This is a genomic window from Paenibacillus anseongensis (assembly GCF_009757995.1).
Lineage (GTDB): Bacteria > Bacillota > Bacilli > Paenibacillales > NBRC-103111 > Paenibacillus_E > Paenibacillus_E chondroitinus.
In genome coordinates this window covers 763,774-789,872 of record NZ_WSEM01000008.1, presented here as the reverse complement: position 1 = coordinate 789,872, position 26,099 = coordinate 763,774, and the positions used below count along the sequence as shown (strand labels likewise).

Below are 26,099 nucleotides of genomic sequence, written 5' to 3'. Positions count from 1 at the left end.
TTCTCGAACCATCTATTTTGTCTTGTATTATTTATGAACTTTATCAATCACACCGCCACCTAAACAAACCTCACCGTCATAAAAAACAACGGATTGTCCAGGCGTGACAGCTTTCTGCGGCGAATCGAAAACTACTTCAACAGTTCCGTCCTCTTGAAAAGTCAGAACGACGCCTTGGTCAGGCTGACGGTAACGGAATTTGGCTGTGCAAGCGAATGGGCCTTGAGGTTTCTTCGGAGAAATCCAGTTTACATCAGTCGCTGTCAGCCCCTTGGAATAAAGTCCAGGGTACTGCTCACCTTGAACCACCAGCAATTCGTTGGTTTCCAAATTTTTATCCACGACGAACCATGGTTCGCCTGAGCCTGAACCGCCAATGCCGAGACCTTGTCTTTGACCTAGCGTGTAGTACATCAGCCCGTCATGACGGCCTTTAACCTCGCCGTTGCGGATATCAACCATATTGCCGGGTTTGGCAGGCAAGTATTGGCTGAGGAACTCTTTGAAATCGCGCTCTCCGATGAAGCAGATGCCCGTGCTGTCTTTTTTCTTTGCCGTTGCAAGACCGGCTGCTTCGGCAATTTTACGTACTTCCGGTTTCGGCAGGTGGCCGATCGGGAACATCGCTTTGGACAGCTGCTGCTGGGTAAGCACGTTGAGGAAGTAAGTTTGATCCTTGCCAGGGTCATTGCCCCGCAGGAGCACGTACTCGCCGTCTTGTTCTTTCACTTGGGCATAGTGGCCGGTTGCGATATAGTCGCCGCCTAAGTCCATGACTTTCTGGAGCAGCTCACCGAATTTGATTTCTCTGTTGCACATCACATCCGGATTCGGCGTGCGACCTTTGGTGTACTCGTCCAAGAAATAAGCGAACACCTTATCGTAGTACTGTTTTTCAAAATTAACTGTATAAAAAGGGATTCCGAGCTGGTCGCATACTCTTCGGACATCCTCTGCATCTTCTTCGGCTGTGCAATGGCCAAACTCATCAGTATCGTCCCAGTTTTTCATGAAAATGCCGATGACTTCATAGCCTTGCTCTTTCAAGAGCAGTGCGGCAACAGAAGAATCGACACCCCCGGACATACCTAGAATGACACGTGTTTTTTTATTCATGGCTTGTGTTCCTCTTTTCTATCCTGTGAGACTTAGTCGTTTATCTTTGAAACTCTTCCTATTATACATCTCTCTAGTTAAAAATTAAAATATTTCATGAGAATGTCATTGTTTTTCCCCCACAGAACAAGGAATTATGATAACATAGATACGATATACGGATGTTTAGGAATGTTTTTGTTAAAAATGGAAACGCTGTTTACCTAGATAGGGACGAGCATACTGTCTGAATGTGGACAAAGCAGTAGGTAAACAACTCACAATTTCTCGTAATATCAATTAGCCCCCTTGATGGCATAAATGTTGAATGAGGTGTAAATTTTGAAAATTTCCACAAAAGGCCGCTATGGTCTAACGATCATGATGGAGTTGGCCAATCGAGTTGGTGAAGGTCCGACTTCACTCAAAAGTATTGCCGAAAAGCATCAGCTATCCGAGCATTATCTCGAGCAGCTAGTTGCTCCTTTGCGTAACGCGGGATTGGTCAAAAGTATTCGTGGAGCGTACGGTGGATATATTCTCTCCAAGCCTGCTGATCAAGTGACAGCGGGTGAAGTGATTCGCGTGTTGGAAGGACCGATTAGTCCAGTCGACTTTACGGAGGAAGATGACCCGGCGAAGCGCGATTTATGGATCCGTATCCGCGACAGCATCGCGGAAGTGCTTGATTCTACAACGCTTGCGAACCTGATTTCCTTTGAAGACGCAGGCCAGCACGACAATTACATGTTTTACATTTAAGGTGATTTATGAATCCAATTTATCTTGATCACGCGGCGACCACGCCGGTGCATCCCGACGTTATGGAAGCTATGCTTCCTTTTTATACAGCTTATTTTGGCAATCCTTCCAGCACGCATAGCTTCGGCAGAGCGACGAGAACAGCACTGAACCGCTTTCGCGACGCGATGGCGAAGTCACTTTGCTGTCTGCCCGGTGAACTCATCTTTACGAGCGGCGGGACTGAAAGCAACAATATGGCGATCTTTGGGATCATCCATGCGAACAATAATGGCAAGAAACATATCATTACGACAGAGATTGAGCACCATGCTGTCCTGCATCCCTGTGAGCGGCTGGAGAGCCTCGGTTACGAGGTCACTTATCTTCCAGTAGGTCCGACTGGTCTTATTCAAGTCGAAGATGTGGAGTCGGCTATTCGTCCCGATACGGCTCTCATCTCTATCATGTATGTGAATAATGAAATAGGCACGATTCAACCGATTGCAGAAGTTGGCCGGTTAGCACGAAGCCGGAATATTCCTTTTCATGTTGATGCCGTTCAAGCTTTAGGTAAATTGCCGCTGAATCTTCATGAACTGCCGGTTGATTTGCTTAGCTTGTCTGCTCATAAAATATATGGTCCTAATGGTGTGGGTGCATTGTATGTGTCCAAGAATACGAAGCTGGTTCCTCATGTATTTGGCGGTGCGCAGGAAAGAAAACGCCGCGCGGGAACGGAGAATGTAGCTGCCATAGCAGGGTTTGCCAAGGCCATGGAGATGATTCTCCCTAAGACGGAAACCCTTTACGAGCAAGCTGCAGAGCTTAGACAGTGTATGATTGCTAGCTTGGAGCAGCAAATAGGCCGTGATCAATTTACGATAAATGGACATGCCGAACAACAAGTTCCACATATTCTGAACATCAGCTTTCCTGGCGTATCCACAGAGACGCTGCTTATGAATCTTGACCTGGAAGATGTGGCTGCAGCAAGCGGTTCTGCGTGCACCTCAGGTTCACTTGAAGTGTCTCACGTTCTACAAGCAATGAAACTCCCAGAAAATGTTACTGCCTCTGCCGTTCGATTTAGCTTTGGAATGGGGAATTCTAAAGATCAAATTGAAACAGCTGCCCAGAAAATTGCAACCATTGTCAAACGGCTGCGTAATAATTAGTACCGGGTGGTTCTAGGAGGAAAGCACCTTGCGCAGAGCGCATGATTTGATCGGACTTCCCGTTCTGACGGTAGATTCCGGTAAACAATTAGGCCAAGTGAAAGATTTGATGATTGACCCTGAATGGAACATACGAGGCATTATTCTAGAAGCAAAGATGTGGTTTTCCTCCTTACGGTACGTACCGTGGGATGGAGTTGTCGCTGCAGGTGAAGATGCCGTTACCATACCGAACGAAAATGTCATAGTCGAGTTTGAGCAGGCAGTTGAATGCCATGCTTTTCTGGAAGGAAGCCACCCGATTAAAGGTCTTCCTGTCGTTACTGTCGGCGGAGACAAATTAGGCGTGGTGGAAGATGTTTATTTAACGCAAGATTGGGGTAAACAAATAGTAGGTTATGAATTGTCCGAAGGGTTTATTTCTGATTTAAAGGAAGGGCGTAAATGGCTTCCCATGCCGGATTCGGCAACCAAAGGTGAAGATGCCATTATAGTGCCTGTACATTGCTCTCAGGAAGTAGAAGAACTCTTCGTATCCAAAGAAGAATAGGGTGAGCAAGATGCGTTGTCCAAACTGTAATTCCAAAGATATTGGAAAAATCGGTTCGCACCAATTTTATTGCTGGGGTTGCTTTATCGAACTCAGCGTCAACGGAGAGAAAATGTCCGTGTATCAAGTAGAAGAAGACGGAACGCTAAGTTCTCTGGATGATTTATTTTTTGAAGAAGAAATGCCATTGATCCAAGAACACGCAAATTAATCATAATAGCAAACAGGAGACGTTACTTATGGGCACACCTGTGCTTGTGAAGTAGCGTCTCTTTGTTTTTGTCTACAAGGTTAATTTGACCAGCATGTACATATACTGTATGAGCGTGGACATATTTAGAATCACTGGGGTGAACGGGATGGAACGTTTTTGGAGAAATCGATGGTTTGTAGGGCTGGTGTATTTGCTTTTGGCACTGGCATGTATCTATATGCTGCTGTTGATAAAACCGATTTTACTAAGCTTATTCACTTTTTTAAAAGCGATATTAGCGCCATTTTTCATCGCGGTAATTATTTCCTATATCTTGAACCCGGTCGTTAACATGCTGAACCAGCGCAAAGTGCCGAGAACGATTGCCGTGCTGTTGATTTATTGTGTTTTTATATCCTCGCTCACGGTCATTATCATGAATATGACTCCCGTATTTATGACGCAAATTGCGGAGTTGAACGAGCACATGCCGCAGATGGAAATTCGCGCGCAGTCGATTGTGGACGGATTTAACCAGAACAGACTGCTGCCGGACAGTGTGCGAGACGGCTTTAACCACTCGTTAACGAAGTTGGAAAATAGCATTTCCATGGCGATATCGAACTACATGAATCAAATTGGAAGCACGATTTCCATGCTGTTTATCGCTTTTATCGTGCCGTTCGTTGCTTTTTATATTATGAAAGATTTTCAAATCATCGAGAAGACGGCGCTTGCCATCGTACCGAAGGAGCATCGCAAGAAAACAGTTAAGCTTCTCATCGATATCGATACTGCGCTTGGGAATTATATTCGCGGCCAGTTGTTGGTTTGCGTTATTATCGGGGGGCTTGCCTATTTGGGGTATTGGCTCATTGGTATGCCATATGCGCTTTTACTCGCCAGTGTTGTGGCGGTTTTCAATATTATTCCCTACCTTGGGCCGTTTTTTGGAGCCGCGCCGGCGATCATTATGGCTTCAACGATTTCGCTAAAAATGGTGCTGTTCGTCGCGATTGTGAATTTAGCTGTGCAAATTCTTGAGGGGAATGTCATTTCGCCGCAAGTGGTAGGCAAAAAGCTGCATATGCATCCACTCGTTATTATCTTTGCGTTATTGGTCGGAGGGGAAGTAGCGGGTATAGTGGGACTCATCCTAGCGGTGCCCTTCTTCGCGGTCATGAAGGTGATCATTCAGCACGTTTTCTTGCATTATGTCCATAAACCCACGACATAGCTGCTTCCAAGGATAGGGCTAAGCGCATAAAAAGACGCACAAAACCCCCGTGCATCATGACTTGCGGGATCATGGTACACAGGGGTTTTGCACGAGGGTTGAGGATATTAAAGGGTGTGGCATACGTAAACCATCGAATGGGCTACGGAATGAATTAAACGTTGATTCTATGTTACTTCATTCGATAATGAAAATCATTATCAATGAATTTAGTATATCGCCATTGAGAACGATTGTCAACTATGATTTTAATCCTTTATCTTTGTCGTCTCCTTGATCAGTATTTTCTTCTTTTTCCTCTTTTTGCTCTTGAAATTCAACGCGGGTTTGACCTGTTATATAATCGAAAGGATTATATCTGCTATCCGGAATTTCCTTCTTAATGAGTGTTTTGGCCATGATGTAGATGACGAGAACAAAAACAGGTGTAATTAGCCCTAGCAGCGTAAGTGTTGAGAAATCCATTAGCATCACTTCCTCACGAGTTTGTTGGAACGATATTGTAATGTACTTACGATGCCCACTCCAAACTGGTTCCATGAACAGGGATCAATATTGACACGGTTCAGGCATAAAGTTATAATTTGCCTTATCTAGATCTACTGCAAAAGCGTTGATGAAATTGAAGTAAGTCATAGTCCACTGTCAGAGATGAGGTTCCGGTGAGCGGCTTTTGCGCGAATCCGGCTGGAAGAACCTCTCGGTGCTAGGATGGCTGAAAGCTAATTTCGGAGTGTGGATGAACTCCACCGGATGGACCCGTTACAGATCCGCACAAGGAGATTGCCTGATTTCCTCTGCCGCAGGTTCGGTAGGAGGGAAACGCAATAACCAGGGTGGTACCGCGATGATTCGTCCCTGTATGTTACAGGGGCGTTTTTTGTTTGTTTTCAAACATTATAGGTAAATATGGAGGCTTGAGTGAGATGAAGGCAAGTGAAATTCGTTCCAAGTGGTTGCAGTTCTTCGCAAGTAAAGGGCATAAAGTAGAGCCCAGCTCTTCGCTTGTTCCGCATAATGATCCGTCGTTGCTCTGGATTAACGCCGGTATTGCGCCGTTAAAACCATATTTGGATGGACGGGAAATTCCGGAAAATCCGCGTATTACGAATGCTCAGAAATGTATTCGTACGAACGATATTGAGAATGTCGGGAAAACGCGCCGTCACCATACATTTTTCGAAATGTTAGGGAACTTCTCTATCGGTGATTACTTTAAGAAAGAAGTCATTCCATGGGCATGGGAGTTTTTGACGGATCCGCAATGGATCGGTTTTGATCCGAATCGTATTTCCGTTACCGTGCACGAAGATGATGAAGAAGCTTTTGAGATTTGGCACAAACAAATCGGTATCCCGGAAGAGCGTATCTACAAGCTCAAAGAAGATAATTTCTGGGACATCGGCGAAGGTCCATGTGGTCCTTGTACGGAAATTTTCTATGACCGTGGCGACAAATACGGTGATTTATCCGATCCGGAGTGCTGGCCTGGGGGAGAAAACGAACGTTTCTTGGAAGTGTGGAACCTTGTATTCACACAGTTCAACCATAATAAGGACGGCAGCTACACACCGCTTCCTAACAAAAACATTGATACAGGCGCAGGACTGGAGCGCTTCGCTTCGATTCTGCAAGACGTAGATTCCAACTTTGACACGGATCTGTTCAAACCGATTATCGATAAAACCTGCGAGCTTACAGGTATGAAGTATCATGTAAACGATGATCACGATGTGGCATTGAAAGTAATCGCCGATCACATTCGTACGGTGGCCTTCTCTGTTGGCGATGGCGTACTTCCTTCTAATGAAGGACGCGGTTATGTGATCCGCCGTTTGCTGCGCCGTGCTGTGCGTTACGGCAAAGTGCTTGGCCAAGATAAACCGTTCCTGTACAAACTGGTTGCTACCGTCGCTGAAATCATGGGCGTTTACTATACTGAGGTTGTAGACAAACGTGAATTTATCGAGAAGGTTATCCGTACCGAAGAAGAGCGTTTCCATGAAACGTTAAGCGATGGTTTGGTCATCCTGGCGGAGATGGTCGAAAAGACGCGTCAAGCCGGTACGAATCAAATCAGCGGACCGGATGCCTTTAAACTATATGATACGTATGGCTTCCCGTTCGATTTGACGGAGGATTTTGCTTCAGAAAAAGGCTTGACGGTTGATCGTGAAGGGTTCGACGCTTCGATGCAGGAACAGCGTGACCGTGCAAGAGCAGCTAGTCAAAAAGAAGGCGGAATGAAGGTTCAAGGCGGCCCGCTGTCCGAATTGACGGTTAAAAGCGAATTTGTTGGATATAATGAATTGGTAGTTACTGCTAATATTGAAGCTATTGTTCATGAAAATGAGCTTGTCGACATCGTTGGCGTAGGTGAGACTTGCCAGGTTATTCTGGACCGCACACCTTTCTATGCAGAAAGCGGCGGCCAGGTGAGCGACTTCGGAACCATTCGCAACAGCCAAGTTACACTGAAGGTTGAAGACGTTATTAAAGCGCCTCATGGGCAGCATGTTCACAAAGTCGTAGTGGAGTCTGGCGTTCTACGCAGAGGCGACACGGTAGAGGCTATCGTAGCATCTGCTGAGCGCGGCGATATCATCAAGAATCATACGGCTACGCATTTACTGCATAAAGCGCTGAAAGAAGTTCTGGGCTCGCATGTTAACCAAGCAGGCTCCCTGGTAGAACCGGATCGTTTGCGTTTTGACTTCTCACATTTCGGCAGCATTAGCAGCGAAGAATTGCAGGATGTTGAGCAGCGCGTGAACCGTCAAATTTGGAATAACATCAATGTCGAAATTTCATTGAAACCAATTGCTGATGCGAAAGCGATGGGAGCAATGGCACTATTCGGCGAGAAGTACGGCGATATCGTGCGCGTCGTGCAAGTCGGCGATTACAGCTTAGAGCTGTGCGGCGGCTGTCACGTTCAGAACACGGGCCAAATCGGTCTATTCAAAATCGTGAGCGAATCCGGTATTGGATCCGGCGTACGTCGGATCGAGGCAGTTTCTGGCCGCAGCGCGTATGAATACCTTGACCAGCAGCTGCAATTGCTCAAAGAAGCAGCAGGCATGCTCAAATCGAACGTTCAAGACGTTCCGAAACGTGTAGAAGCGGCACTGCAGCAAGTGAAAGAGCTGGCACGTGAGAACGAGTCGCTGCGCGGCAAACTTGGCCGCATTGAAGCGGGATCCTTAACGGATCAAGTGAAGCAAGCTGCCGGTGTTTCGGTGCTAGCTGCTCAAGTGAACGCAGCGGATATGGATTCACTTCGTAACATCGTCGATGAAATGAAGACGAAACTGGGATCTGCTGTTATCGTTCTAGGCGCTGTGGCTGACGATAAAGTCAATTTGGTTGCAGCTGTTACACCGGATCTTGTTGCAAAAGGTTTCCATGCCGGCAAAATTATTAAAGAAGTAGCTGCAGCAGTTGGCGGAAGCGGTGGAGGCCGACCGGATATGGCCCAAGCAGGCGGTAAAGACGCTTCCAAATTGCAGGCTGCACTTTCCGGCGTTGAGGGACTTCTGTCGCAATTTGCATAATTATTTTTTTGGGGGACAGGAATTTTTAAACCCATAGAGAATATAAACCAGTATACACGAACAGTTTTCAAATTTTTACAAATGGTATCACAAGGAAAGTGAGGTGCTCCTGATGAGTTCCATGGATAAAACGATGAAGTTCAACGTGAAAGCAGAAGAAATTGAGACATCGCCCAAAGATGTGTTATTAGCGGTGTACGATGCTCTTCAGGAAAAAGGGTATAATCCGATCAACCAGATTGTCGGGTACTTGCTTTCCGGAGATCCTGCTTATATTCCACGGCATAATAATGCGCGCAGCCTCATTCGTAAACGGGAACGCGACGAACTGATTGAAGAGTTGGTTCGCGCTTATCTGGGTCAACACAAATAGAAGGAAATGAGAACCGCATGAGATGGATAGGCTTGGATTACGGGGATAAAACGATCGGTGTAGCGATGAGCGATGAGTTGGGATGGACCGCACAAGCGCTGGAAGTCATACATCGTCGTAAGCCAGGAGAAGACATTGACCGGCTGGTTGCAATTGTCGAGCAGTACGGTGTTACACAAATTGTCGTTGGCTTACCCAAAAATATGAACAACACGATTGGTCCTCGTGGCGAATTGGCCATCGAGTTTTCGAAAGAGTTAGAACAAAAACTAAGTGTACCCGTACACTTGTGGGATGAGCGTCTAACGACCGTTGCTGCGACTCGCACACTGCTTGAAGCAGATGTGAGCCGGAAGAAGCGGAAGCAGGTCATTGATAAAATGGCCGCGCAAATCATCCTGCAAGGGTATATGGATGCCAATATGAAGAGGTGAATGAACATGTCCAAAGAAGAATTGCGTGAAGAGGAACCAGAAATCATTTACATCCCGGACGATGAAGGCAACGAAGAAGAGTTCGAGGTTATCATGAAATTCGAAGTGGACGGTTCTGACAAGAAGTACATGATGGTGGTGCCTACAGACGGAGGAGACGAAGAATCCGACGAAGTGTATGCCTTCCGTTATGAAGAAGATGATGACGGCGAAGACTTGAAGCTGTTCACCATCGATGATGAAGAAGAGTGGAATATCGTGGAAGAAACATTTAACACATTAATGGCAGAATTCGATGAGGAAGAAGAAGCATGAGTACGACGCTTTCTGACGTATTGCGCAAAGCTTACGGGGATGATATTATTTTGTTTGATGAGCAAAATGAATCAACGGTTTATCATCTTCTTAAAGAATTCGTTTATGACAATAGAACGTATGCGGTTTTGCAATCCGATGAACTCAAGAAGGAAGACGAGGTTGCGGTTTTCCGGGTGACGCAGAATGCGGACGGCGAATACGAGCTGGAAACCATCGAAGATGACGACGAATACGAGACTGTTTCGGAGCTCTACGATGAGATGGTATTTCCAGATCAGGATGACTTGTAAGAAGCAAACAACCGAGCGGAGCGCATCCGCTCGTTTTTGTTTGCTTGGAGAGCTCGCGATAGCAAAGTTTTGTTTTTTTTGCTGCTGCATAACGTTTAGGAGGATCATCGTGAACAACATGCTTGATCAAGAAAGCGCAGGGAAGACGACGAAAACAAAGAAACTGAAGCTAACACTTCTTATAGTGGGTACGTTTCTGCTTATTATTATCGGGACAGCAAGCGGTATAGGATTATATATTGCGAACGGCCTGCAGCCGGTTGAAGCCTCGGAGCAAGAAGTGAGGGTATCCATTCCCCCAGGCGCCGGATCTGTACAAATCGCGAAAGAGCTTGAAACAAAGGGCCTTATTAAGAACTCATCCATTTTTACGTATTATTTAAAAGTTAAAAAGCAAGGCTCCAGGTTTCAAGCCGGCGAATATGACATGAAGCCCGGCTTAACCTTTGATGAGATGATTGAAAAGCTGAATAAAGGGGAAACGGTAAAGGAAGAGGTTATTCGTATAACGATTCCTGAGGGATACACCGTTGATCAAATTGCTTCCAAATTAAGTGAACAGACGCCATGGAACAAAGATGTGTTCTTGAAGCTGGCAGATGCGCCTGCAGGCTTGACGGAAGATACCGCCGCGAGCGGCATTCCGGATAATAAGAATTTGAAGCACCGGCTTGAAGGGTATTTGTTCCCGGAAACGTACGAGTTTAAGAAGGGTTCGACGGAAGAGGAGTTCGTTGAGCGAACGCTGCAGCAATTGGACAAGAAGCTTGCAACGCTGCCGCCGGACTGGAAGGATAAACTCAAAGAACGTGGACTTAGCGTGCATCAGATGCTGACGATCGCTTCTTTAATTGAGCGAGAGGTTGTTGTGGATGAAGAGCGGGCTCTTGTTTCCGGCGTTATCCAAAACAGGTTGAAACAGAACATGCCCCTGCAAATTGATGCAACGGTGCAATATTTGTTTGATAAGTCCAAGGATCGGTTGTTGGAAAAGGATTTGCAAATACAAAGCCCTTATAATACGTACTTGAATACAGGGCTGCCTCCGGGGCCAATTGCCAGTCCGAGCCTCGCCTCGATGAAAGCAGCGATTTATCCGCAAGAAACGAAGTACTTGTTTTATGTAACAAAGAAAGACGGCACGAAAGGGCATTTGTTTGCGGAGACCTATGAAGAACACAAGAAAAATATTGCGGAAAGTAAAAAGGCCGCGAATTAATACCACGTTAGGAAGCTGACAGAAGGTAGGGTAAGCAAGTGAAAAAACCAGAGTTAGTAATAAGCTGCGGCAATGTCGCTGAATTGAAAACAATGATTGAAGCTGGCGCGGACAGTGTCATAATTGGAGAAGAGCGCTACGCTATGCGTTTGCCTGGAAACGTGAAGCTAGAGGAGATTGAAGAATCAGTAGCTTGGGCGCACGAGAAACAGGCAAAGGTGTATGTGTCGGTGAACAAAATTTTTGACAACAACTCCTTGGAGGGCCTGTCAGACTATTTAAGCAAGCTGCAGGCATGCAACGTGGATGGTGTTATTTTCGGTGATCCTGCAGTCCTCATGGCTGCGCGGACGTTACCAAAGCCGCTAGCGCTGCACTGGAACGCGGAGATGACTTCTACCAATTTCGCAACTGCGAATTATTGGGGCAGACAGGGGGCAACCCGCGTTGTACTGGCTAGAGAGCTGAATATGGAGCAGGTATTAGCTTTTAAAGAGAATACGGAGTTAGCGGTTGAAGTTCAAGTGCATGGGATCACCAATATTTATCACTCTAAGCGAGAGCTAGTGAAAAATTATATCGAACACCAAGGGAAAGATGCATCCACGGAGGATCGTTCCATTGAACGCGGACTGTTCCTTATCGAGCACGAGCGCCGTGATCAGCGTTACCCTGTGTATGAGGATAGTAATGGTACGCATATCATGAGTTCTGAGGATTTTTGCATGCTGGAGAATTTGCCTGAGCTTATGGACGGCGGGATCGATAGCTTCAAAATCGAAGGTCATCTGAAATCGACCGCGTATAACGAAACGGTTGTTCGCAGCTACCGTGCTGTTATTGACGCTTATGCCGCAAACCCGGAAGAATTTGAATTCCAGCAAGAATGGCTGGATGCGATAACAGAATTGCAGGACCCTGAACGCGAATTGTCGTACGGGTTTTTCTATAAAGAACAGGTATATTGATAGATGGAAGAAGGTGCGTTTTCGAGATGACGACAGCATTAGAAGCACGTGCGAGAGGGAAGCGTGTTAGACTGCATAAACCGGAATTACTTGCCCCTGCGGGCAATTTGGAAAAATTGAAATTTGCTATTCATTACGGGGCTGACGCGGTATATATTGGCGGACAGAAGTATGGTCTCCGTTCCAGTGCAGACAACTTTTCGCTTGAAGAAATGCGTGAAGCAGTTGAGTTTGCGAACGGGTACGGAGCCAAAGTGTTCGTAGCAACGAACATTTATGCACATAACGAAGACATTGAAGGGCTGGATGAGTACCTTCGAGGTCTACAAGAGGTTGGTATCTCAGCCATCATTGCAGCGGACCCGCTAATTATGGAAACCTGCCGAAGAGTGGCGCCTAAGCTGGAAGTTCATGTGAGTACACAGCAGTCGGTGATGAACTGGCAAACCGTGAAGTTCTGGAAAGACCAAGGCATTGAACGCGTCGTTCTGGCTCGTGAAGTCAGCATGGAAGAAATTGATCAAATTAAAGCGCATGTCGATGTTGAGATTGAAGCTTTCATTCATGGCGCGATGTGCAGCTCCTACTCTGGCAGATGTGTGCTTTCCAATCACTTTACGGATCGTGACTCCAACCGAGGAGGCTGTTCGCAATCATGCCGCTGGAAATATGATCTGTTTGCCAAAGATCAGCCGGAATCAGCGCCACTGGCGACGGATTTGCCGTTGTTTGGCGATGAAGATGATGCCTTTACGATGGGATCGAAGGATCTCAGCATGATCGAGCATATCGCCGATATGATTGAATCCGGTGTAGACAGCTTCAAAATCGAAGGAAGAATGAAGAGCATTCATTACGTAGCGACGGTTGTTAATGCGTACCGACAGGCGATTGATGCTTACTTTGAGGATCCGGAACACTTCAAACTCAATCCTGTTTGGCAGGAGGAGATCCATAAAGCGGCGAACCGTCCTTTGAACGAGGGCTTCTTCTACGATACGCCCGGTCCTGAAGATCATATTTTCGAACCGGAGGATAAAGTGGTTGGCTTTGATTTTGTCGGTCTGGTGCTGTCTTATGACGAGGCAACGGGCACTGCGCTGATTCAGCAAAGAAATCATTTCAAGCCAGGACAGGAAATTGAATTCTTTGGACCAGAAGGAACGCATTTTAAACAAAAGGTTGGCGTCATCTGGAATGAAGAGAGGCAGGAGCTGGATGCAGCAAGGCATCCGCTTCAAGTCATTAAACTAAAAACAGAATTTCCTGTAAATAAGTGGGATATGATGCGTAAGAAAACAGGAAAATAGTACCATGGAAGCTTTCTCCAGACTGGGTTATATTGGAGAAAGTTTCTTTTTTTTATTTTCGTTTAGAGCGAATATTAAAGGAAATTGTTAAATGTTGTCGAATTGAATAAAAAACATGAATTGTAACCCTTTTCATTTTAGGACGAAAGTACGGGTACAATGAACAGAAACTAATGGCGGTGAAAAGATGAAGAAGAGACTCCAAAGTATTCTCGCATTTGTAAACAAAGCTGTCGCGCAAACACTCCGAAATGTGCCATGGGGTCGCGTGGCGGGAGCGGCAGGAAAGACATCTAAGGAAATGGGCACAGTCGCTTTCAAAGAAATGAGGCAGGTTAAGCTGGAAAATCCGGTGAAGTCCGTAGGCATGAAGCTGTTTTTAATGTTTTTTATCAGCATTTTGTTCTTCGTTCTCATTGTGGGTATGATTTCTTACAGCGTGTCCAAAAATGTCATTAAGAACAAAGTGGCAGAATCCTCCTTGCAAACAGTCACACAAGCAGGCCAGAAGCTGGATTTCCTTTATCAGACGTTCGAAGACACATCTTTACAAATTATGCTGAACAAAGAGCTGCAGGACCTTCTGGAGAAAGTTCCTACGTTAGATCCTACTTCGTATGAATCACTGGAAGTTGTTCGCCAATTAACGGATAAATTAAATGTGGTGACCTTCGCTAACAAGTCGATTAAAACGCTTCATCTTTATCGGCCAGACGGCAAGCTGATTGTTATTACGGGCTCTGGTGGAAGTACGCTAAGCGAAAATTCAGGATCGACCGATTGGTTTAAGAAAATTGTGGACAATGGGGGAAAAGTAGCGTGGTTGGATAGTAAAGTTAAAGGTTATTCCAGCTCTTCCACGAATACATTTGCCATTGGCCGTCTGATGAGAAACACATTAACGAATAGCACGACTGCTGTGTTAATGCTGGAGCTTAGCACAGATCTCTTGAATAAAGAAATTACGGGCATGTCTCTCGGAGATGACAGCAAGGTTGTCATTACGAATGCTGAGAATAAGAATATTGCCTCTGCAGATATTACTGAGCTCGAAAAAGATGCAGCCATCCAGTTAACGAAAGAGCAATTGGATCAAGAAAATGGCTCTTTTGTAACAAAAGATGATCATTTGGTAGCCTATTACAAATCAACTTTATCCGGTTGGAATCTAGTAGGGGATATTCCAGTTAGCTCGCTTGTGAAGGATGCTAAGAAGATTTTCAATTACACGCTCTTAATCGCTTTATTTGCGGCTATTGCGGCAGTGTTAATCGGATTATTCGTTGCCAGAATGATTGGACGACCGCTGATTAATCTTCGCAACTTGATGCAGCAAGGCGCTAAAGGCAAGTTAACCGTGCGTGCCAATTATACAACGCAAGATGAGATTGGTCAGTTGGGCGCAAGCTTCGATGTGATGATGCAGCAGATTACAACGTTGGTGCAACAAACCAGTACCTCTGCGCAAGCGGTTTTTGAAACGGCACAAGAGTTAACGAACTCCTCCAAGGTGACGGCTACTGCGGCTAGAGAAATTGCTGTAGCTACGGATGAAATCTCCAACGGTGCCGGAGGTTTGGCGACAGAGTCCGAAAGAGGCAATGAGCTGACGCATCATATCGGTATCCAGATGAAACAGGTTATCGAAGCCAACCTGGAGATGGGAACAGCTGCAGCGGATGTGCAGAGCTCCAGTGAGCAAGGAACGAAATATATGTCCGAGCTCATTTCGAAGACGAACTTGACGGAAGAAATGATCCGTTCCATGGTGGATAAAGTCGACAACTTGAAAGACAGCACACGTTCGATTCGTAAAATCCTGGATGTTCTGAATAATATGACGAAGCAAACGAATATCTTGTCCTTGAATGCGACAATTGAAGCTGCGCGTGCCGGAGCTGCGGGCAAAGGCTTCATGGTTGTTGCGGATGAGATTCGGAAGCTGGCAGACCAATCCCGTCAATCGATTGATGTCGTAGGTCAAATCACCGAAACGATTCAGAAAGAAATCGATGAAACGGTGAAGGTGCTTTCCACAGCTACGCCGATCTTCAAAGAACAGATCCTGGCGGTGAAAGAAGCCGATATTATTTTCAAACAAGTAACGAACCACATGGGCGGCTTCATTGAGCAGCTCAGCACGGTCAGCGATTCGATCTCAACCTTGGAACAATCGCAAGTCGTGCTTTCGGACGCTATGACAAATGTAAGTGCGGTAGCGGAGGAATCTCTTGCTACTTCAGAGGAAGTTGCTTCCTTGAGCTCCGAGCAGCTTAGCATCAGCGATGGCTTAGTGAAGCTGTCGGACAAGCTGGATCTACTTTCCAAATCACTTACCGACACGTTATCCAAATTCGAAGTCTAGTTGTATACAATTCGAAGTCCACTCTCTGTTTAAGAGGGTGGGCTCTTTTTATTTTTAAGAAGGTGCATCGACGGTTTGTCTACGTGCAGGAGTGACGATACTGATAACATCTAAGATTAGGATGAATGACATCGTTAGGAGTTAGATGTATGAGGGTCAAACAATTATCTTCATTTGAAAAACGCCGTATTTTTCTTGTTCTTCTTACCATCGTACTCCTGTTTATTGGCATAACGGGTAAGCTGTTCTGGATACAAATTGCAGCAACGGAAAATTACAGTTCACACGGCGTTAATTTGCTTAAAAACTCAGTCGTTCAAAGACAGCGTGCGCTAGTGCTGGAGAGCGGCCGAGGCGAAATATTGGATCGGAATTTGCAGCCGATGACAGGAAAGATTGTGAAATCCCTCGTTGTGTTTCCCATCAACAATGATCTTCAAGCAAGCCAGCAGCAGGTAAATCAGCTTGTCCGGATTTTGCAGACGAATGCGGAGTCTTGGCGTGTATTCACCAAGGATCTGAAAGAGCCGCAAGTGTGGAGTCAAGCCAGTGGGGGCAAACCTGTCGCGTTAACGGATGGGCAGGAAGAGCAGATTGAAGCACTTAACTTGCCGAATGTGAAGGTGGTGCAGATGGAAGATCGCTATCCGAGCGGGATGACTGCGCGGCAGTTGATCGGCTTCATTGGGCAAAATCCGGATCGTGTAATGAACCTATACGGCGCGGATCTGGAAAAAGGCAAGGTCGCGCTAACAACGAAGATTGGCGGAGCGGGCCTTGAGAAGACCTTCGATCTCTGGCTTCGCGGCATCGGGGAGACATCGATCTCTTATTTTATGGATGCCGGCAAAAGGCCGTTAACCGGACTGGATGCGCGTATGATTGCGCCGAATAATGCTTTTTATCCCGTTAAGTTAGTTACGACTCTTGATGTAAACGTTCAACAGCAAATTGAGGCGCTAATGGATAAATTGAAAATCCGGGACGGTGCTGCCGTCGTTCAGGAAGTCGCACAAGGCGATATCGTCGCCATGGCGAGCAGACCCAACTATGATCCGACATCCGTGGATCTTGCAAGTAAAAGCTGGAGCAACTATGCGGTTAAAGCAACGGCTCCCGGTTCTATTTTCAAAACCGTAGTGGCAGCCGCTGCGCTGGATTTAGGTGTGGTTAATCCCAAAGAGACATTCACTTGTGAAGGAGCTCTTGGCAAGTACGGTTTTACCTGCTGGAGGAAAGAAGGACATGGTCCCTTAACCTTGGAGCAAGGGTTCGCTCAGTCCTGCAACATCGTGTTTGCCAAAGTCATGCAGCGCTTAACGGCTGGCCAACTGGAAAGCTTCGCGCATAAGCTTGGTGTGCTGGATGAAGTGGGATGGACAGGGAAGACGGACACGAAGATCCTTCTCCATCAATTAGATAGCGAAGAGACTGGACAGCTCTTTGGCGCTCATACGCCGCACGATGATGAAGGTGTTCTTATGCAGACAGCCATCGGGCAAAGAGACGTGATGATGACCCCTTTGCAGGCGTCTAATATGATTGTTACTTTACTGCATAATGGAAAAGGCTACTCGCCGAGAGTGGTTCAAGAAATCCGCTACCAGACCGATCGCGTGATGGAAAAATTTGAACCGCAAACGCGAAAGGATGAAGAGGGATACGTGTCCGCCGCGACAAGCCGTACGCTTTTGAGCTGGATGAGAGAAGTCGTGACCGAAGGAACCGGCCAAGGGTTGAAGGATGCAAAGTGGCAGCTCGCAGGGAAATCCGGTACGGCTCAAACGATGGTCGGCAAGCAGGAAAAGGTGAATCAATGGTTTATCGGATATGGCCCGGCGGCTTCTCCCAAGTATGCAGTATCTGTTGTTATCAAAAATACGGATCCAACGGAAAGCAACAAGGCCATACCTTTGTTCAAAGGGATTATGGATATTCTGGCAAGCCAATCAAACAGCCGGCAGTGATATTGTAAAACAGGTACCTTGGTTGGGCTCGCTCGTAACTTCAATGAGTCCTCCTAAGGTGCGAATGATGCGATAGGAGACCATCATACTGAGTCCAGTGCTTTTGTTTTTGGTGGAATAAAAAGGGGTTCCAAGGCGGTTGATCTGTTCAGCTGTCATACCGATGCCTGTATCTTTAATTTGCAGAATAATGTGGGGTCCTCGTTTGAAGCCTATGATTTGCAGTGCTCCTCCGTTTGTCATTGCCTCAATACCGTTTTTGGACAGGTTGAGCAGGCATTGCATGATTTTTTCTTCATTTGCTTGGATGACTAACGGGGATTTCATATCGATTTGGACATCAACCCCGCGCATTGCGGCATATGGAAGTATCAGATTGCTCAGTTTGTATGACAGGTCAGATAAGTTAAGCGGTTCAAGCTTCTCAGCCTCGGGTTTGGCAAAGGACAAGTAGTCGGTAATAATGCTTTGGGCGCGGTCAATTTCTTCGATGACCATGGCAGTGTATATATGTTTCTTCTCTTCAGTGACCTGAGATTGACTGAGGATTTGCATGAATCCCCTGGCTACCGTCATGGGGTTACGAATTTCATGGGCGACTGAAGCCGCCAATTCACTGAGGACATTGAGCTTCTCAGAGCGCTGAATTTCTTGGCGCAATGTGATATTTTCGCGGATTCGGGCAATTAAGTACGTAATGAGCCACATCGTAAATAAGTGAACGAGACAATACAATATTCCATATAGCAAAAAGGTACGATCTACGGTGTCAAAAGAACCGACTCTATACAGCAGGGTGATACAGAAAGTTGCTAGAGCGCTGATGAAAGCAAGCAGGGTGGGAAACATCACTTTGGGGGTTAGGTGCTTCCAATTGCTCAGCGCAATGAAAGCTACAATGAAGGGGATGAGAAGAGCTAATAAGGTGACGATCCACACGAAATTCGGGCCGTTCATGATGTACACATAGGCGAGTATGAATCCGGAAACCGCTAGTCCTGAGCGTATACCGCCATATAAGAAAGCGATGAGTACAGGAATAATATGGAGATCGAAATGATTGCCTATGGGTTTAAAAAAAGGATGGGTCACGCAAAAAATGGCGGCTAGTGTGCAGATAAATATAAGAAATACCTGACGATATTTATCGTAACTGTCTAGAGAGCCGGGTTTTTCGAGCCAAAAGATGTGAGTTAAAACAATGGGGACGGTTAAAACAAGGATATTCAGGAGTAAATCGTCAAAAATGTTCAAAGATCTCGCCTACTTAACAAAAATTTGATGTTCCACTTTTTATTCGACACAGATTTTTATTCGACACAAAACTTGGAATTCCTTCGAAATGTATCCTAAATTTTGATGTTTTTTGACGAAAAGCAGCGATTTTTACATTGCGGCTAACGCTAGATTCGCTTACAATTCGGAGGATGAACATAAATAGCAGGCTCAGGAGATTATGTAAATGACGAATATACCCCTTTCTTCTTCTATGGTCATCCTTGACCGAACACAGGAAACGGTCGCAAGATCAATTTTATATGCTTTTGCGCTGGAAGAACTTCTTTGCCGGTCAATTGGGAAAATGGCGCCTCCGATCCTCCACATCTGGCGGCACCCGCGAGCTTTTGTTATGGGGCTGAGGGATAGCCGGCTCCCGGAAGCGGCACTTGCTAACCAATGGTTGCTTGACCAAGGGTATGATACGGCTGTTAGAAATTCAGGAGGAGCAGCGGTTCCGCTGGATCTAAGCGTTGTGAATGTCTCTTTGCTGCTGCCGAAAGAAGCCGGGGATATGGAGCATCGCAAAGATTTTGAAGCTATGGTGGGCCTGATCCGTGAGGTGATGAGCAAACTTACCGATCATATTGATCAAGGTGAGGTGATGGGGTCCTTTTGCCCGGGAGAGTTCGACCTCAGTGTAGGCGGCCGTAAGTTCTGCGGGATCGCACAACGCAGGCAGCAGCTGGCTTTGTCGGTCCAAGCTTTTATTATCGTCGAAGGTGAAGGCGAAGCAAAAGCGGCGCTGGCTAGAGGCTTCTACGAGCGCGCGGCGCAGTCCGCAGACCCAAGCGAGTACCCTGCCGTGGCGCCGGGGAGTATGGCGAGTTTGGCGGAATGCTTGAACATTCCTTTAACAGCTGAGCAGTTTACTGCGAACTTGGTAGAAGTGATGGTAGCGAGAGGGCTGCAAGTGAAGACGCCTGAAACAATCCCAGGGTATCCGACGGACGGGCAAATCGGCGACATGGTGGACCTGATGAAAGCTCGATATGCGATCAAGCAGTAAAAAAACGGTCCCGCTTCCGTCAATTGACGAAGTCAGACCGTTTTTTTATGTGAAGCTGATGGAGAGCGGGGTAGCGAAGTTTTACCCCAGAAAATAATGCAGCGCCGCGCTCAATTCCCCTTGCCAGAATCCCCACAAATGTTTGCCAGGTTTCTCGATATAATGAAGCACGGCATTTTTCCTTTCAAGATCTTCCTTGGCCAAACGGTTCTCTCTGACGAAATCAAAGGTTCCTCGCTCCGTTTTGACATCCGTTTCATCCAAGCCGATCAACATGTACATTTCAAGCCAAGATAAATCGTCGACCGCTTTAAGGCGTTCCCGGGTAATGTCGAAAAATGCGCCAGACAAGGATATAACGCGGCAAAAAAGGCTAGGATAATCTAAGGCGAGATGCAAGGAAACGGTCCCTCCAAGAGAATCACCTGCGACAATGCGTTCACTGCGCTCCGTTCGTACCGGATAGCGGCTTTCTATATAAGGGAGCAGCTCCTCGGCGAAAAAGCGGCAGTAAGCGTCATGACGCTCACCTTCCGGCGCGTATTCGGATGTGCGGTTAGCCGCGTTCACATCCACACCTACCACAATAGCTGGCTCCAGGTCCTCATCTAATATGCAGCGGGTAATGGTTGTGGCAATGCGTCCGAAATTGAAGAATTGCTCGCCATCTTGACAATAGATAACCGGATAGGAGAGCAATTCATTGTAACCGGGAGGTAAATAAACGCGAAGTTGGCGTGTTTCTTGAAGCAGGACCGAGGTGAGTTCATCTTTCACAATCGTTCTTTGGTAATAGCGAGCGTCATCAGACATCGAGTATTCTCCTTTATATCCTTGTGGGGAAAAATGGTATGTGAAGCGTAAGTTGGAAATGGTTTGGGTAAGGTGTATTATAGCAGTTGTAAATTTCATGTTAACTGTATTATATATTTTCCTAAACTGTACTATTCGCTTCCACGAAAAAAGGTCATATATCATAAGGATAGCGGTGTACAATTCACAAAAACAGGTTTATAATAATACTATAACAGAAGTGTAGCTAGCAGGCATCAAAATCATATAAGAGGTGAAATGGTATGAGTAAGCCACTTGTCAGCCAAGCAAATTACGAAGTGACCACAGAAAAGGTTGAGCCTTTACAAGTACTGGCTCCAGACGGCACAGTTGTAAATCCCGACAAAATGCCTAAACTTAGCGATGACCAATTAAGAGAGTTAATGAGAAGAATGGTATTCACACGTGTTTGGGACGAAAGAGCCGTAAATCTCGGTCGTCAAGGACGTCTTGGTTTCTATGCGCCGGTATCCGGACAAGAAGCTTCCATGATCGGTAGTGAATTTGCATTAAATAAAGATGACTTTATTTGCCCGGGTTACCGTGATATGCCGCAGCTCGTATGGCACGGACTTCCGCTTTATCAAGCATTCCTGTACTCCCGCGGACACCAACATGGCGGTCAAATTCCGCAGGATGTTCACGTTCTTATGCCGCAAATCATCATTGGTGCACAAATTCTGCACGCAACTGGTGTAGCGATGGCGTTCAAAAAACGTAACCAACCTCGTGTAGCGATCACGTACACAGGGGACGGAGGAAGCTCTGAAGGAGATTTCTACGAAGGTTTGAACTTTGCAGGAGCATTCAAGCTGCCTGCCATTTATTTTGTACAAAACAATGGTTATGCGATCACAACGCCTTACTCCAAACAAACAGGAGCACTTTCAGTTGCTCATAAAGCACTTGCTGCAGGTATCAAAGGCGTGCAAGTAGATGGTATGGACGTTCTGGCTGTTGTTCAAGCTGTGTCTGAAGCTGCTGAAAGAGGCCGCAAAGGCGAAGGCGCTACATTGATTGAAGCATTGACATACCGTTACCGTCCGCACTCCTTGGCAGATGATACGACGAAATACCGTACCAAAGACGAGGAATCCGATTGGGAGCCGAAAGATCCGCTTACGCGCATGCGTATTTTCCTGACCAAAAAAGGTCTATGGAGCGAAGAAGAAGAGGCTAAAGTGAAAGAAGAAGCAAAGGCAACTGTTGCTGAGCACATTAAAAAAGCTGAGGAAACTGAGAAAATGACAGTTCCGGGCTTAATCGACTCCATGTTCGAAGTTACACCTTCCCATCTCGAAGAACAGAAACAAGCGTATAAATAAAATCTGGCAAAAACTCTTAGGAGGCACGGAGAAGTCATGGCACAAATGACGATGATTCAAGCGATTAAAGACGCAATGCGCGTTGAACTGGAAAGAGATCCAAATGTAATTTTGTTCGGCGAAGACGTTGGCCATGTTGGTGGCGTATTCCGTGCTACAGAAGGTTTACAAAAAGAATTCGGCGAAGACCGCGTATTTGATACGCCTCTTGCTGAGTCTGCTATCGGCGGACTTGCGGTAGGTCTTGGCGTTCAAGGCTTCCGTCCAATCGCTGAGATTCAATTCGTAGGTTTTATTTACGAAGCGCTTGACCAAATTTGCGTGCAAGCAGCTCGTATGCGTTACCGTTCCGGCGGCCGTTACAACTCGCCAATCGTATTCCGTACGCCTTACGGCGGCGGCGTTAAAGCAGCTGAGCTTCACACGGATGCACTGGAAGGTCTTTTGGTGCAAACTCCGGGGATTAAAGTTGTTGTTCCTTCCAACCCTTACGATGCGAAGGGCTTGCTCATTTCCGCGATTCGCGATAATGACCCTGTCTTCTTCATGGAGCATCTGAACTTATACCGCGCATTCCGCGCAGAAGTACCAGAAGGCGAGTACACGATTGAACTTGGTAAAGCGAACGTAGTTCGTGAAGGTTCTGACGTAACGATCATTACTTACGGAGCAATGGTTCATACATCCGTTAAAGCGGCTGAAGAGATCGAAAAAACGCAAGGTGTGAAAGTTGAAGTCATCGACCTTCGTACACTGCTTCCGCTTGATATCGAGACGATTGTCGCTTCGATCAAGAAAACGAACCGTGCGATTATCGTACAAGAAGCACAAAAAACTTCTGGAGTAGCCGCAGAGGTTATTGCTCAAATTAATGAAAAAGCAATCCTGCACTTGGAAGCTCCAGTTCTGCGTATTGCGCCTCCGGATACCGTTTATCCGTTCGCACAAATCGAAGATGCTTGGTTGCCTAGCCCAGCAAGTGTTATTGCCGGTATTAAACAAGTACTCGAATTTTAATTCATAGTCGAAGGTAACAGGAGGTAGTACACGTGGCATTGTTTGAATACAAGTTCCCAGAGCTTGGAGAAGGCATACATGAAGGCGAAATCGTTAAGATGCTCGTTAAAGCGGGTGACACCGTAACTGACGAAACCATTCTTATGGAAGTACAAAACGACAAAGCTGTTGTTGAAGTTCCTTGTCCGGTAGAAGGTAAAGTCGTTAGCGTCGCAGTCAAAGACGGCCAAATCTGTACGATTGGCGAGCTCGTGATGACAATCGAAGTAACAGGCGAGATGCCGGCTGAGTCCATGCATCACAGCATCTCCAACAACGCTGCGCCTGCTTCCGCAGCGGCACCTGCTGCTACAGCGGTAGCCGTAGCAGAGGCTCCTGCAGCAGCACCGGCAGTAGCTGCTGCGCCAGCAGCGCCAAGCGCTGGCGGCCGCGAAGTGCTTGCGACGCCTAGCGTGCGCAAGCTTGCAAGAGAAAAAGGCATCACACTCGCAGAGGTGACGCCTACAGGCAAGCACGGCCGCGTAACACGCGAGGACGTGCTCGGCTTTACAGGAGCCGGCAACGCCGCGGCTCCGGCAGCAGCACCAGCTGCAGCGGAAGCAGCTGGCAGCGCAGCACCTGCGGCTAGCACGCAGGTTGCTGTGGGCGATCGCGTAGAAGAGCGGGTTCCGTTCAAAGGAATCCGGAAAGTGATCGCGAACGCGATGGTGAAATCCGTGTACACGGCACCGCACGTGACACTGATGGACGAAATCGACGTGAGCGCGTTAGTCGCTCTGCGTGAGCGTACGAAGCCTCTTGCTGAGAAAAAAGGCGTGAAATTGACTTACCTTCCTTTCATCGTGAAAGCACTGGTAGCGGCTTGCCGTCAATTCCCGGCGTTGAACGCGATGATCGACGAAGAAAAGCAAGAAATCGTCTACAAAAAGTACTACAACATCGGTATCGCAACAGATACAGAAAACGGCTTGCTCGTTCCTGTTATCCATGATGCAGACCGCAAAAATGTTTGGTCGATTGCCTCTTCCATCAAAGACTTGGCTACTCGCGGACGCGATGGCAAGTTGACTCCGAACGAGATGAAGGGCGGCACAATCTCCATCACAAACATTGGTTCCGTAGGCGGTATGTTCTTCACACCGGTTATCAACTTCCCTGAAGTTGCGATCCTAGGTGCTGGCCGCATTACTGAAAAACCTGTCGTGAAAAACGGTCAAATCGTTGCCGCATCGGTGATGGCTCTTTCCTTGAGCTTCGATCACCGTATCGTTGACGGAGCGACAGCACAAAGCTTCTTGAACTACATCAAACAGCTCCTGGCTGATCCAGAGCTTCTCGTCTTGGAGGTGTAACAACATGGTAGTAGGAGATGCTTCTCTAGATATTGACTTGCTAGTTATCGGTGCAGGACCAGGTGGTTACGTAGCTGCCATTCGCGCGGCTCAACTTGGTCAAAGCGTCCTTATTGTAGATAAATCGGAATGGGGCGGCGTCTGCTTGAACCGCGGCTGTATCCCTTCCAAAGCGTTGATCTCCGCTGCTCACACATATGAGCATGCGCAGCACGCTGACAGCATGGGTATCTCTGTAGAGAACGTGAAAGTGGACTTTGCAAAGGTACAAGCTTGGAAAAACAGCATTGTTGCTAAACAAACGGGCGGCGTTGGCGCGCTGCTCAAAGGCAACAAAATCCAAACGTTCCAAGGCGAAGTGATGTTCATCAATGAGCACGAAGCACGTGTGTTCAATGATGCAGAAGCTCCGCGTTACCGCTTCAAGCACTGTATTATCGCGACGGGTTCCCGTCCGATTGAGCTGAAAGCATTCCCTTTTGGCGGAAGAATCATTTCTTCCACAGAAGCTTTGAACTTGCCTGAAGTTCCGAAAAGCATGATCGTGATCGGCGGCGGCTACATCGGAATCGAGCTTGGCCAAACGTATGCGAAGTTCGGTACGAAAGTAACGGTGCTGGAAGGTTCAGATCACGTACTGCCAGGCTTCGAGAAAGATCTAACGAAGCTTGTAGCACGCAACCTGGAGAAAGTTGGCGTTGAAGTTCATACAGAAGCGCTGGCGCAATCCTGCACGAAAACAGAGAACGACGTAACCGTAACGTTCACAGTGAAAGGCGAAGAGAAACAAGTTACTGCTGATTACGTGCTTGTAACTGTCGGTCGTCGTCCGAACACAGACGGCGAGCTTGGTCTTGATCTGATCAACTTGAAAATGACGGACCGTGGTTTGATTGAAGTTGATAACCAAGGTAGAACCAGCATTCCGCATATCTTTGCGATTGGTGATGTTGTGCCTGGTCTTTCCCTGGCTCACAAAGCTTCTTATGAAGCAAAAGTGGCGGCAGAAGCGATTGCAGGGCATTCCAGCATCGTAGACTACAAAGCGATGCCGGCTGTTGTGTTCTCCGATCCGGAAATTGCCGGTGTAGGCTTGAGCGAAACGGAAGCAAAAGCTCAGGGCATCAACGTAACGATCGGGAAATTCCCTTACGCAGCTAACGGCCGCGCTAACTCTTTGAATGCAGGTCAAGGTTTCGTGAAACTTGTCGGCGACAAAGAAACAGGCCAACTGCTTGGTGGTCAAATTGTTGGTCCAGAAGCATCGAACTTGATTGGAGAGCTTGCTCTTGCTGTTGAGATGGGAGCTAACCTGGAAGATATCGCGCTCACGATCCACGCACATCCAACATTGACAGAAATGATCATGGATGCAGCTGAAGGTGCGCTTGGACACCCGATTCACCAACTTGGTAAATAAGCATCATCAGAGCGGTTTCCAATACCTTTAGATAAAAAGTCCCGAGAGCATGGCGCAAGCCGCTCTACGGGA

At 46.9% G+C, this 26,099-nt stretch carries 24 protein-coding genes; 20 read left to right on the top strand and 4 right to left on the bottom strand.

Features of this window, described 5'->3' with window-relative positions; translation table 11 throughout:
• Positions 1-27 precede the first annotated feature (27 nt).
• A complete protein-coding gene (gene mnmA / locus GON05_RS11125; RefSeq protein WP_157319181.1) occupies positions 28-1,116 on the bottom strand; it encodes a tRNA 2-thiouridine(34) synthase MnmA in 1,089 nt (362 codons plus the stop codon).
• A gap of 321 nt (positions 1,117-1,437) precedes the next feature.
• Between mnmA and cymR the strand changes: the two genes are divergently transcribed.
• From cymR to GON05_RS11100, 5 genes are all read left to right on the top strand, one after another.
• Positions 1,438-1,857, top strand: a complete 420-nt coding sequence (gene cymR / locus GON05_RS11120) for a cysteine metabolism transcriptional regulator CymR (protein WP_127455352.1) — start codon at positions 1,438-1,440, stop codon at positions 1,855-1,857.
• 8 nt (positions 1,858-1,865) lie between these two features.
• A complete protein-coding gene (locus tag GON05_RS11115; protein ID WP_157319180.1) occupies positions 1,866-3,014 on the top strand; it encodes a cysteine desulfurase family protein in 1,149 nt (382 codons plus the stop codon).
• 28 nt (positions 3,015-3,042) lie between these two features.
• A complete protein-coding gene (locus GON05_RS11110; RefSeq protein WP_157319179.1) occupies positions 3,043-3,564 on the top strand; it encodes a PRC-barrel domain-containing protein in 522 nt (173 codons plus the stop codon).
• Positions 3,565-3,574: 10 nt separating this feature from the next.
• Positions 3,575-3,775, top strand: coding sequence for a hypothetical protein (locus tag GON05_RS11105; protein WP_079419326.1), 201 nt, complete (start codon positions 3,575-3,577; stop codon positions 3,773-3,775).
• 148 nt (positions 3,776-3,923) lie between these two features.
• Positions 3,924-4,994 carry an AI-2E family transporter gene (locus GON05_RS11100; RefSeq protein ID WP_127455355.1) on the top strand — a complete coding sequence of 357 codons (1,071 nt, stop codon included), beginning with the start codon at positions 3,924-3,926 and terminating at the stop codon, positions 4,992-4,994.
• A 240-nt stretch (positions 4,995-5,234) separates the two neighbouring features.
• On the opposite strand, the gene GON05_RS11095 is transcribed toward GON05_RS11100, so the two are convergent.
• Positions 5,235-5,459 carry a DUF3951 domain-containing protein gene (locus GON05_RS11095; RefSeq protein WP_157319322.1) on the bottom strand — a complete coding sequence of 75 codons (225 nt, stop codon included), beginning with the start codon at positions 5,457-5,459 and terminating at the stop codon, positions 5,235-5,237.
• 461 nt (positions 5,460-5,920) lie between these two features.
• Here GON05_RS11095 and alaS point away from each other — a divergent pair, with 461 nt between their 5' ends.
• From alaS to GON05_RS11045, 10 genes are all read left to right on the top strand, one after another.
• A complete protein-coding gene (gene alaS / locus GON05_RS11090; protein ID WP_157319178.1) occupies positions 5,921-8,548 on the top strand; it encodes an alanine--tRNA ligase in 2,628 nt (875 codons plus the stop codon).
• A 112-nt stretch (positions 8,549-8,660) separates the two neighbouring features.
• Entirely contained in the window at positions 8,661-8,921 is a 261-nt protein-coding gene (locus GON05_RS11085; RefSeq protein WP_028555746.1) for an IreB family regulatory phosphoprotein, read from the top strand.
• Positions 8,922-8,938: 17 nt separating this feature from the next.
• Positions 8,939-9,355 carry a Holliday junction resolvase RuvX gene (gene ruvX, locus GON05_RS11080; RefSeq protein ID WP_127455357.1) on the top strand — a complete coding sequence of 139 codons (417 nt, stop codon included), beginning with the start codon at positions 8,939-8,941 and terminating at the stop codon, positions 9,353-9,355.
• A gap of 6 nt (positions 9,356-9,361) precedes the next feature.
• Positions 9,362-9,670, top strand: a complete 309-nt coding sequence (locus GON05_RS11075; RefSeq protein WP_056610485.1) for a DUF1292 domain-containing protein — start codon at positions 9,362-9,364, stop codon at positions 9,668-9,670.
• Entirely contained in the window at positions 9,667-9,963 is a 297-nt protein-coding gene (locus GON05_RS11070; RefSeq protein ID WP_127455358.1) for a DUF1292 domain-containing protein, read from the top strand. Before GON05_RS11075 ends, GON05_RS11070 begins: the two co-directional genes overlap by 4 nt.
• A 118-nt stretch (positions 9,964-10,081) precedes the next feature.
• The gene (gene mltG / locus GON05_RS11065) at positions 10,082-11,182 is read left to right on the top strand and encodes an endolytic transglycosylase MltG (protein WP_157319321.1); all 1,101 of its coding nucleotides are present in this window, start codon (positions 10,082-10,084) and stop codon (positions 11,180-11,182) included.
• Between the two features lie 38 nt (positions 11,183-11,220).
• Positions 11,221-12,150, top strand: a complete 930-nt coding sequence (locus tag GON05_RS11060) for a peptidase U32 family protein (RefSeq protein ID WP_309491796.1) — start codon at positions 11,221-11,223, stop codon at positions 12,148-12,150.
• Positions 12,151-12,176: 26 nt separating this feature from the next.
• Complete coding sequence (locus GON05_RS11055) at positions 12,177-13,460, top strand: peptidase U32 family protein (protein WP_157319177.1); 1,284 nt, start codon at positions 12,177-12,179, stop codon at positions 13,458-13,460.
• Between the two features lie 187 nt (positions 13,461-13,647).
• The gene (locus GON05_RS11050; RefSeq protein WP_246238976.1) at positions 13,648-15,825 is read left to right on the top strand and encodes a methyl-accepting chemotaxis protein; all 2,178 of its coding nucleotides are present in this window, start codon (positions 13,648-13,650) and stop codon (positions 15,823-15,825) included.
• Between the two features lie 149 nt (positions 15,826-15,974).
• A complete protein-coding gene (locus tag GON05_RS11045) occupies positions 15,975-17,792 on the top strand; it encodes a peptidoglycan D,D-transpeptidase FtsI family protein (RefSeq protein ID WP_157319176.1) in 1,818 nt (605 codons plus the stop codon).
• Here GON05_RS11045 and GON05_RS11040 read toward each other — a convergent pair.
• On the bottom strand, positions 17,775-19,046 hold the full coding sequence (locus GON05_RS11040; protein WP_181646262.1) for an ATP-binding protein: 1,272 nt from the start codon (positions 19,044-19,046) through the stop codon (positions 17,775-17,777). The two genes, GON05_RS11045 and GON05_RS11040, sit on opposite strands and share 18 nt — an antisense overlap.
• Before the next feature lie 208 nt (positions 19,047-19,254).
• Here GON05_RS11040 and GON05_RS11035 point away from each other — a divergent pair, with 208 nt between their 5' ends.
• Positions 19,255-20,079 carry a lipoate--protein ligase family protein gene (locus GON05_RS11035; protein ID WP_157319174.1) on the top strand — a complete coding sequence of 275 codons (825 nt, stop codon included), beginning with the start codon at positions 19,255-19,257 and terminating at the stop codon, positions 20,077-20,079.
• Between the two features lie 81 nt (positions 20,080-20,160).
• Here the strand turns inward: GON05_RS11035 and GON05_RS11030 are convergent, their stop codons facing one another.
• Positions 20,161-20,892 (bottom strand): alpha/beta hydrolase, encoded by a 732-nt coding sequence (locus GON05_RS11030; protein ID WP_157319173.1) that lies wholly within the window; start codon positions 20,890-20,892, stop codon positions 20,161-20,163.
• Positions 20,893-21,155: 263 nt separating this feature from the next.
• On the opposite strand from GON05_RS11030, the gene pdhA reads away from it, so the two are divergent.
• Genes pdhA through lpdA form a run of 4 tightly spaced genes read left to right on the top strand, consistent with a single transcriptional unit; the run spans position 21,156 to position 26,027 of the window.
• A complete protein-coding gene (gene pdhA, locus GON05_RS11025) occupies positions 21,156-22,238 on the top strand; it encodes a pyruvate dehydrogenase (acetyl-transferring) E1 component subunit alpha (protein WP_127455364.1) in 1,083 nt (360 codons plus the stop codon).
• Between the two features lie 36 nt (positions 22,239-22,274).
• Positions 22,275-23,255 carry an alpha-ketoacid dehydrogenase subunit beta gene (locus GON05_RS11020; RefSeq protein WP_157319172.1) on the top strand — a complete coding sequence of 327 codons (981 nt, stop codon included), beginning with the start codon at positions 22,275-22,277 and terminating at the stop codon, positions 23,253-23,255.
• Positions 23,256-23,287: 32 nt separating this feature from the next.
• Positions 23,288-24,607, top strand: a complete 1,320-nt coding sequence (locus GON05_RS11015) for a dihydrolipoamide acetyltransferase family protein (RefSeq protein ID WP_181646261.1) — start codon at positions 23,288-23,290, stop codon at positions 24,605-24,607.
• Positions 24,608-24,611: 4 nt separating this feature from the next.
• The gene (lpdA, locus tag GON05_RS11010; protein ID WP_127455367.1) at positions 24,612-26,027 is read left to right on the top strand and encodes a dihydrolipoyl dehydrogenase; all 1,416 of its coding nucleotides are present in this window, start codon (positions 24,612-24,614) and stop codon (positions 26,025-26,027) included.
• The last annotated feature ends 72 nt before the right edge of the window (positions 26,028-26,099 follow it).

Excerpts from the sequence above, each read along its gene's own strand:
- mnmA (WP_157319181.1), bottom strand. The coding sequence starts at position 1,116 with ATGAATAAAAAAACACGTGTCATTCTAGGTATGTCCGGGGGTGTCGAT.
- GON05_RS11115 (WP_157319180.1), top strand. The coding sequence starts at position 1,866 with ATGAATCCAATTTATCTTGATCACGCGGCGACCACGCCGGTGCATCCC.
- GON05_RS11105 (WP_079419326.1), top strand. The coding sequence starts at position 3,575 with ATGCGTTGTCCAAACTGTAATTCCAAAGATATTGGAAAAATCGGTTCG.
- GON05_RS11100 (WP_127455355.1), top strand. The coding sequence starts at position 3,924 with ATGGAACGTTTTTGGAGAAATCGATGGTTTGTAGGGCTGGTGTATTTG.
- GON05_RS11095 (WP_157319322.1), bottom strand. The coding sequence starts at position 5,459 with ATGGATTTCTCAACACTTACGCTGCTAGGGCTAATTACACCTGTTTTT.
- alaS (WP_157319178.1), top strand. The coding sequence starts at position 5,921 with ATGAAGGCAAGTGAAATTCGTTCCAAGTGGTTGCAGTTCTTCGCAAGT.
- GON05_RS11085 (WP_028555746.1), top strand. The coding sequence starts at position 8,661 with ATGAGTTCCATGGATAAAACGATGAAGTTCAACGTGAAAGCAGAAGAA.
- ruvX (WP_127455357.1), top strand. The coding sequence starts at position 8,939 with ATGAGATGGATAGGCTTGGATTACGGGGATAAAACGATCGGTGTAGCG.
- GON05_RS11075 (WP_056610485.1), top strand. The coding sequence starts at position 9,362 with ATGTCCAAAGAAGAATTGCGTGAAGAGGAACCAGAAATCATTTACATC.
- GON05_RS11070 (WP_127455358.1), top strand. The coding sequence starts at position 9,667 with ATGAGTACGACGCTTTCTGACGTATTGCGCAAAGCTTACGGGGATGAT.
- mltG (WP_157319321.1), top strand. The coding sequence starts at position 10,082 with ATGCTTGATCAAGAAAGCGCAGGGAAGACGACGAAAACAAAGAAACTG.
- GON05_RS11055 (WP_157319177.1), top strand. The coding sequence starts at position 12,177 with ATGACGACAGCATTAGAAGCACGTGCGAGAGGGAAGCGTGTTAGACTG.
- GON05_RS11050 (WP_246238976.1), top strand. The coding sequence starts at position 13,648 with ATGAAGAAGAGACTCCAAAGTATTCTCGCATTTGTAAACAAAGCTGTC.
- GON05_RS11045 (WP_157319176.1), top strand. The coding sequence starts at position 15,975 with ATGAGGGTCAAACAATTATCTTCATTTGAAAAACGCCGTATTTTTCTT.
- GON05_RS11035 (WP_157319174.1), top strand. The coding sequence starts at position 19,255 with ATGACGAATATACCCCTTTCTTCTTCTATGGTCATCCTTGACCGAACA.
- GON05_RS11030 (WP_157319173.1), bottom strand. The coding sequence starts at position 20,892 with ATGTCTGATGACGCTCGCTATTACCAAAGAACGATTGTGAAAGATGAA.
- pdhA (WP_127455364.1), top strand. The coding sequence starts at position 21,156 with ATGAGTAAGCCACTTGTCAGCCAAGCAAATTACGAAGTGACCACAGAA.
- GON05_RS11020 (WP_157319172.1), top strand. The coding sequence starts at position 22,275 with ATGGCACAAATGACGATGATTCAAGCGATTAAAGACGCAATGCGCGTT.
- lpdA (WP_127455367.1), top strand. The coding sequence starts at position 24,612 with ATGGTAGTAGGAGATGCTTCTCTAGATATTGACTTGCTAGTTATCGGT.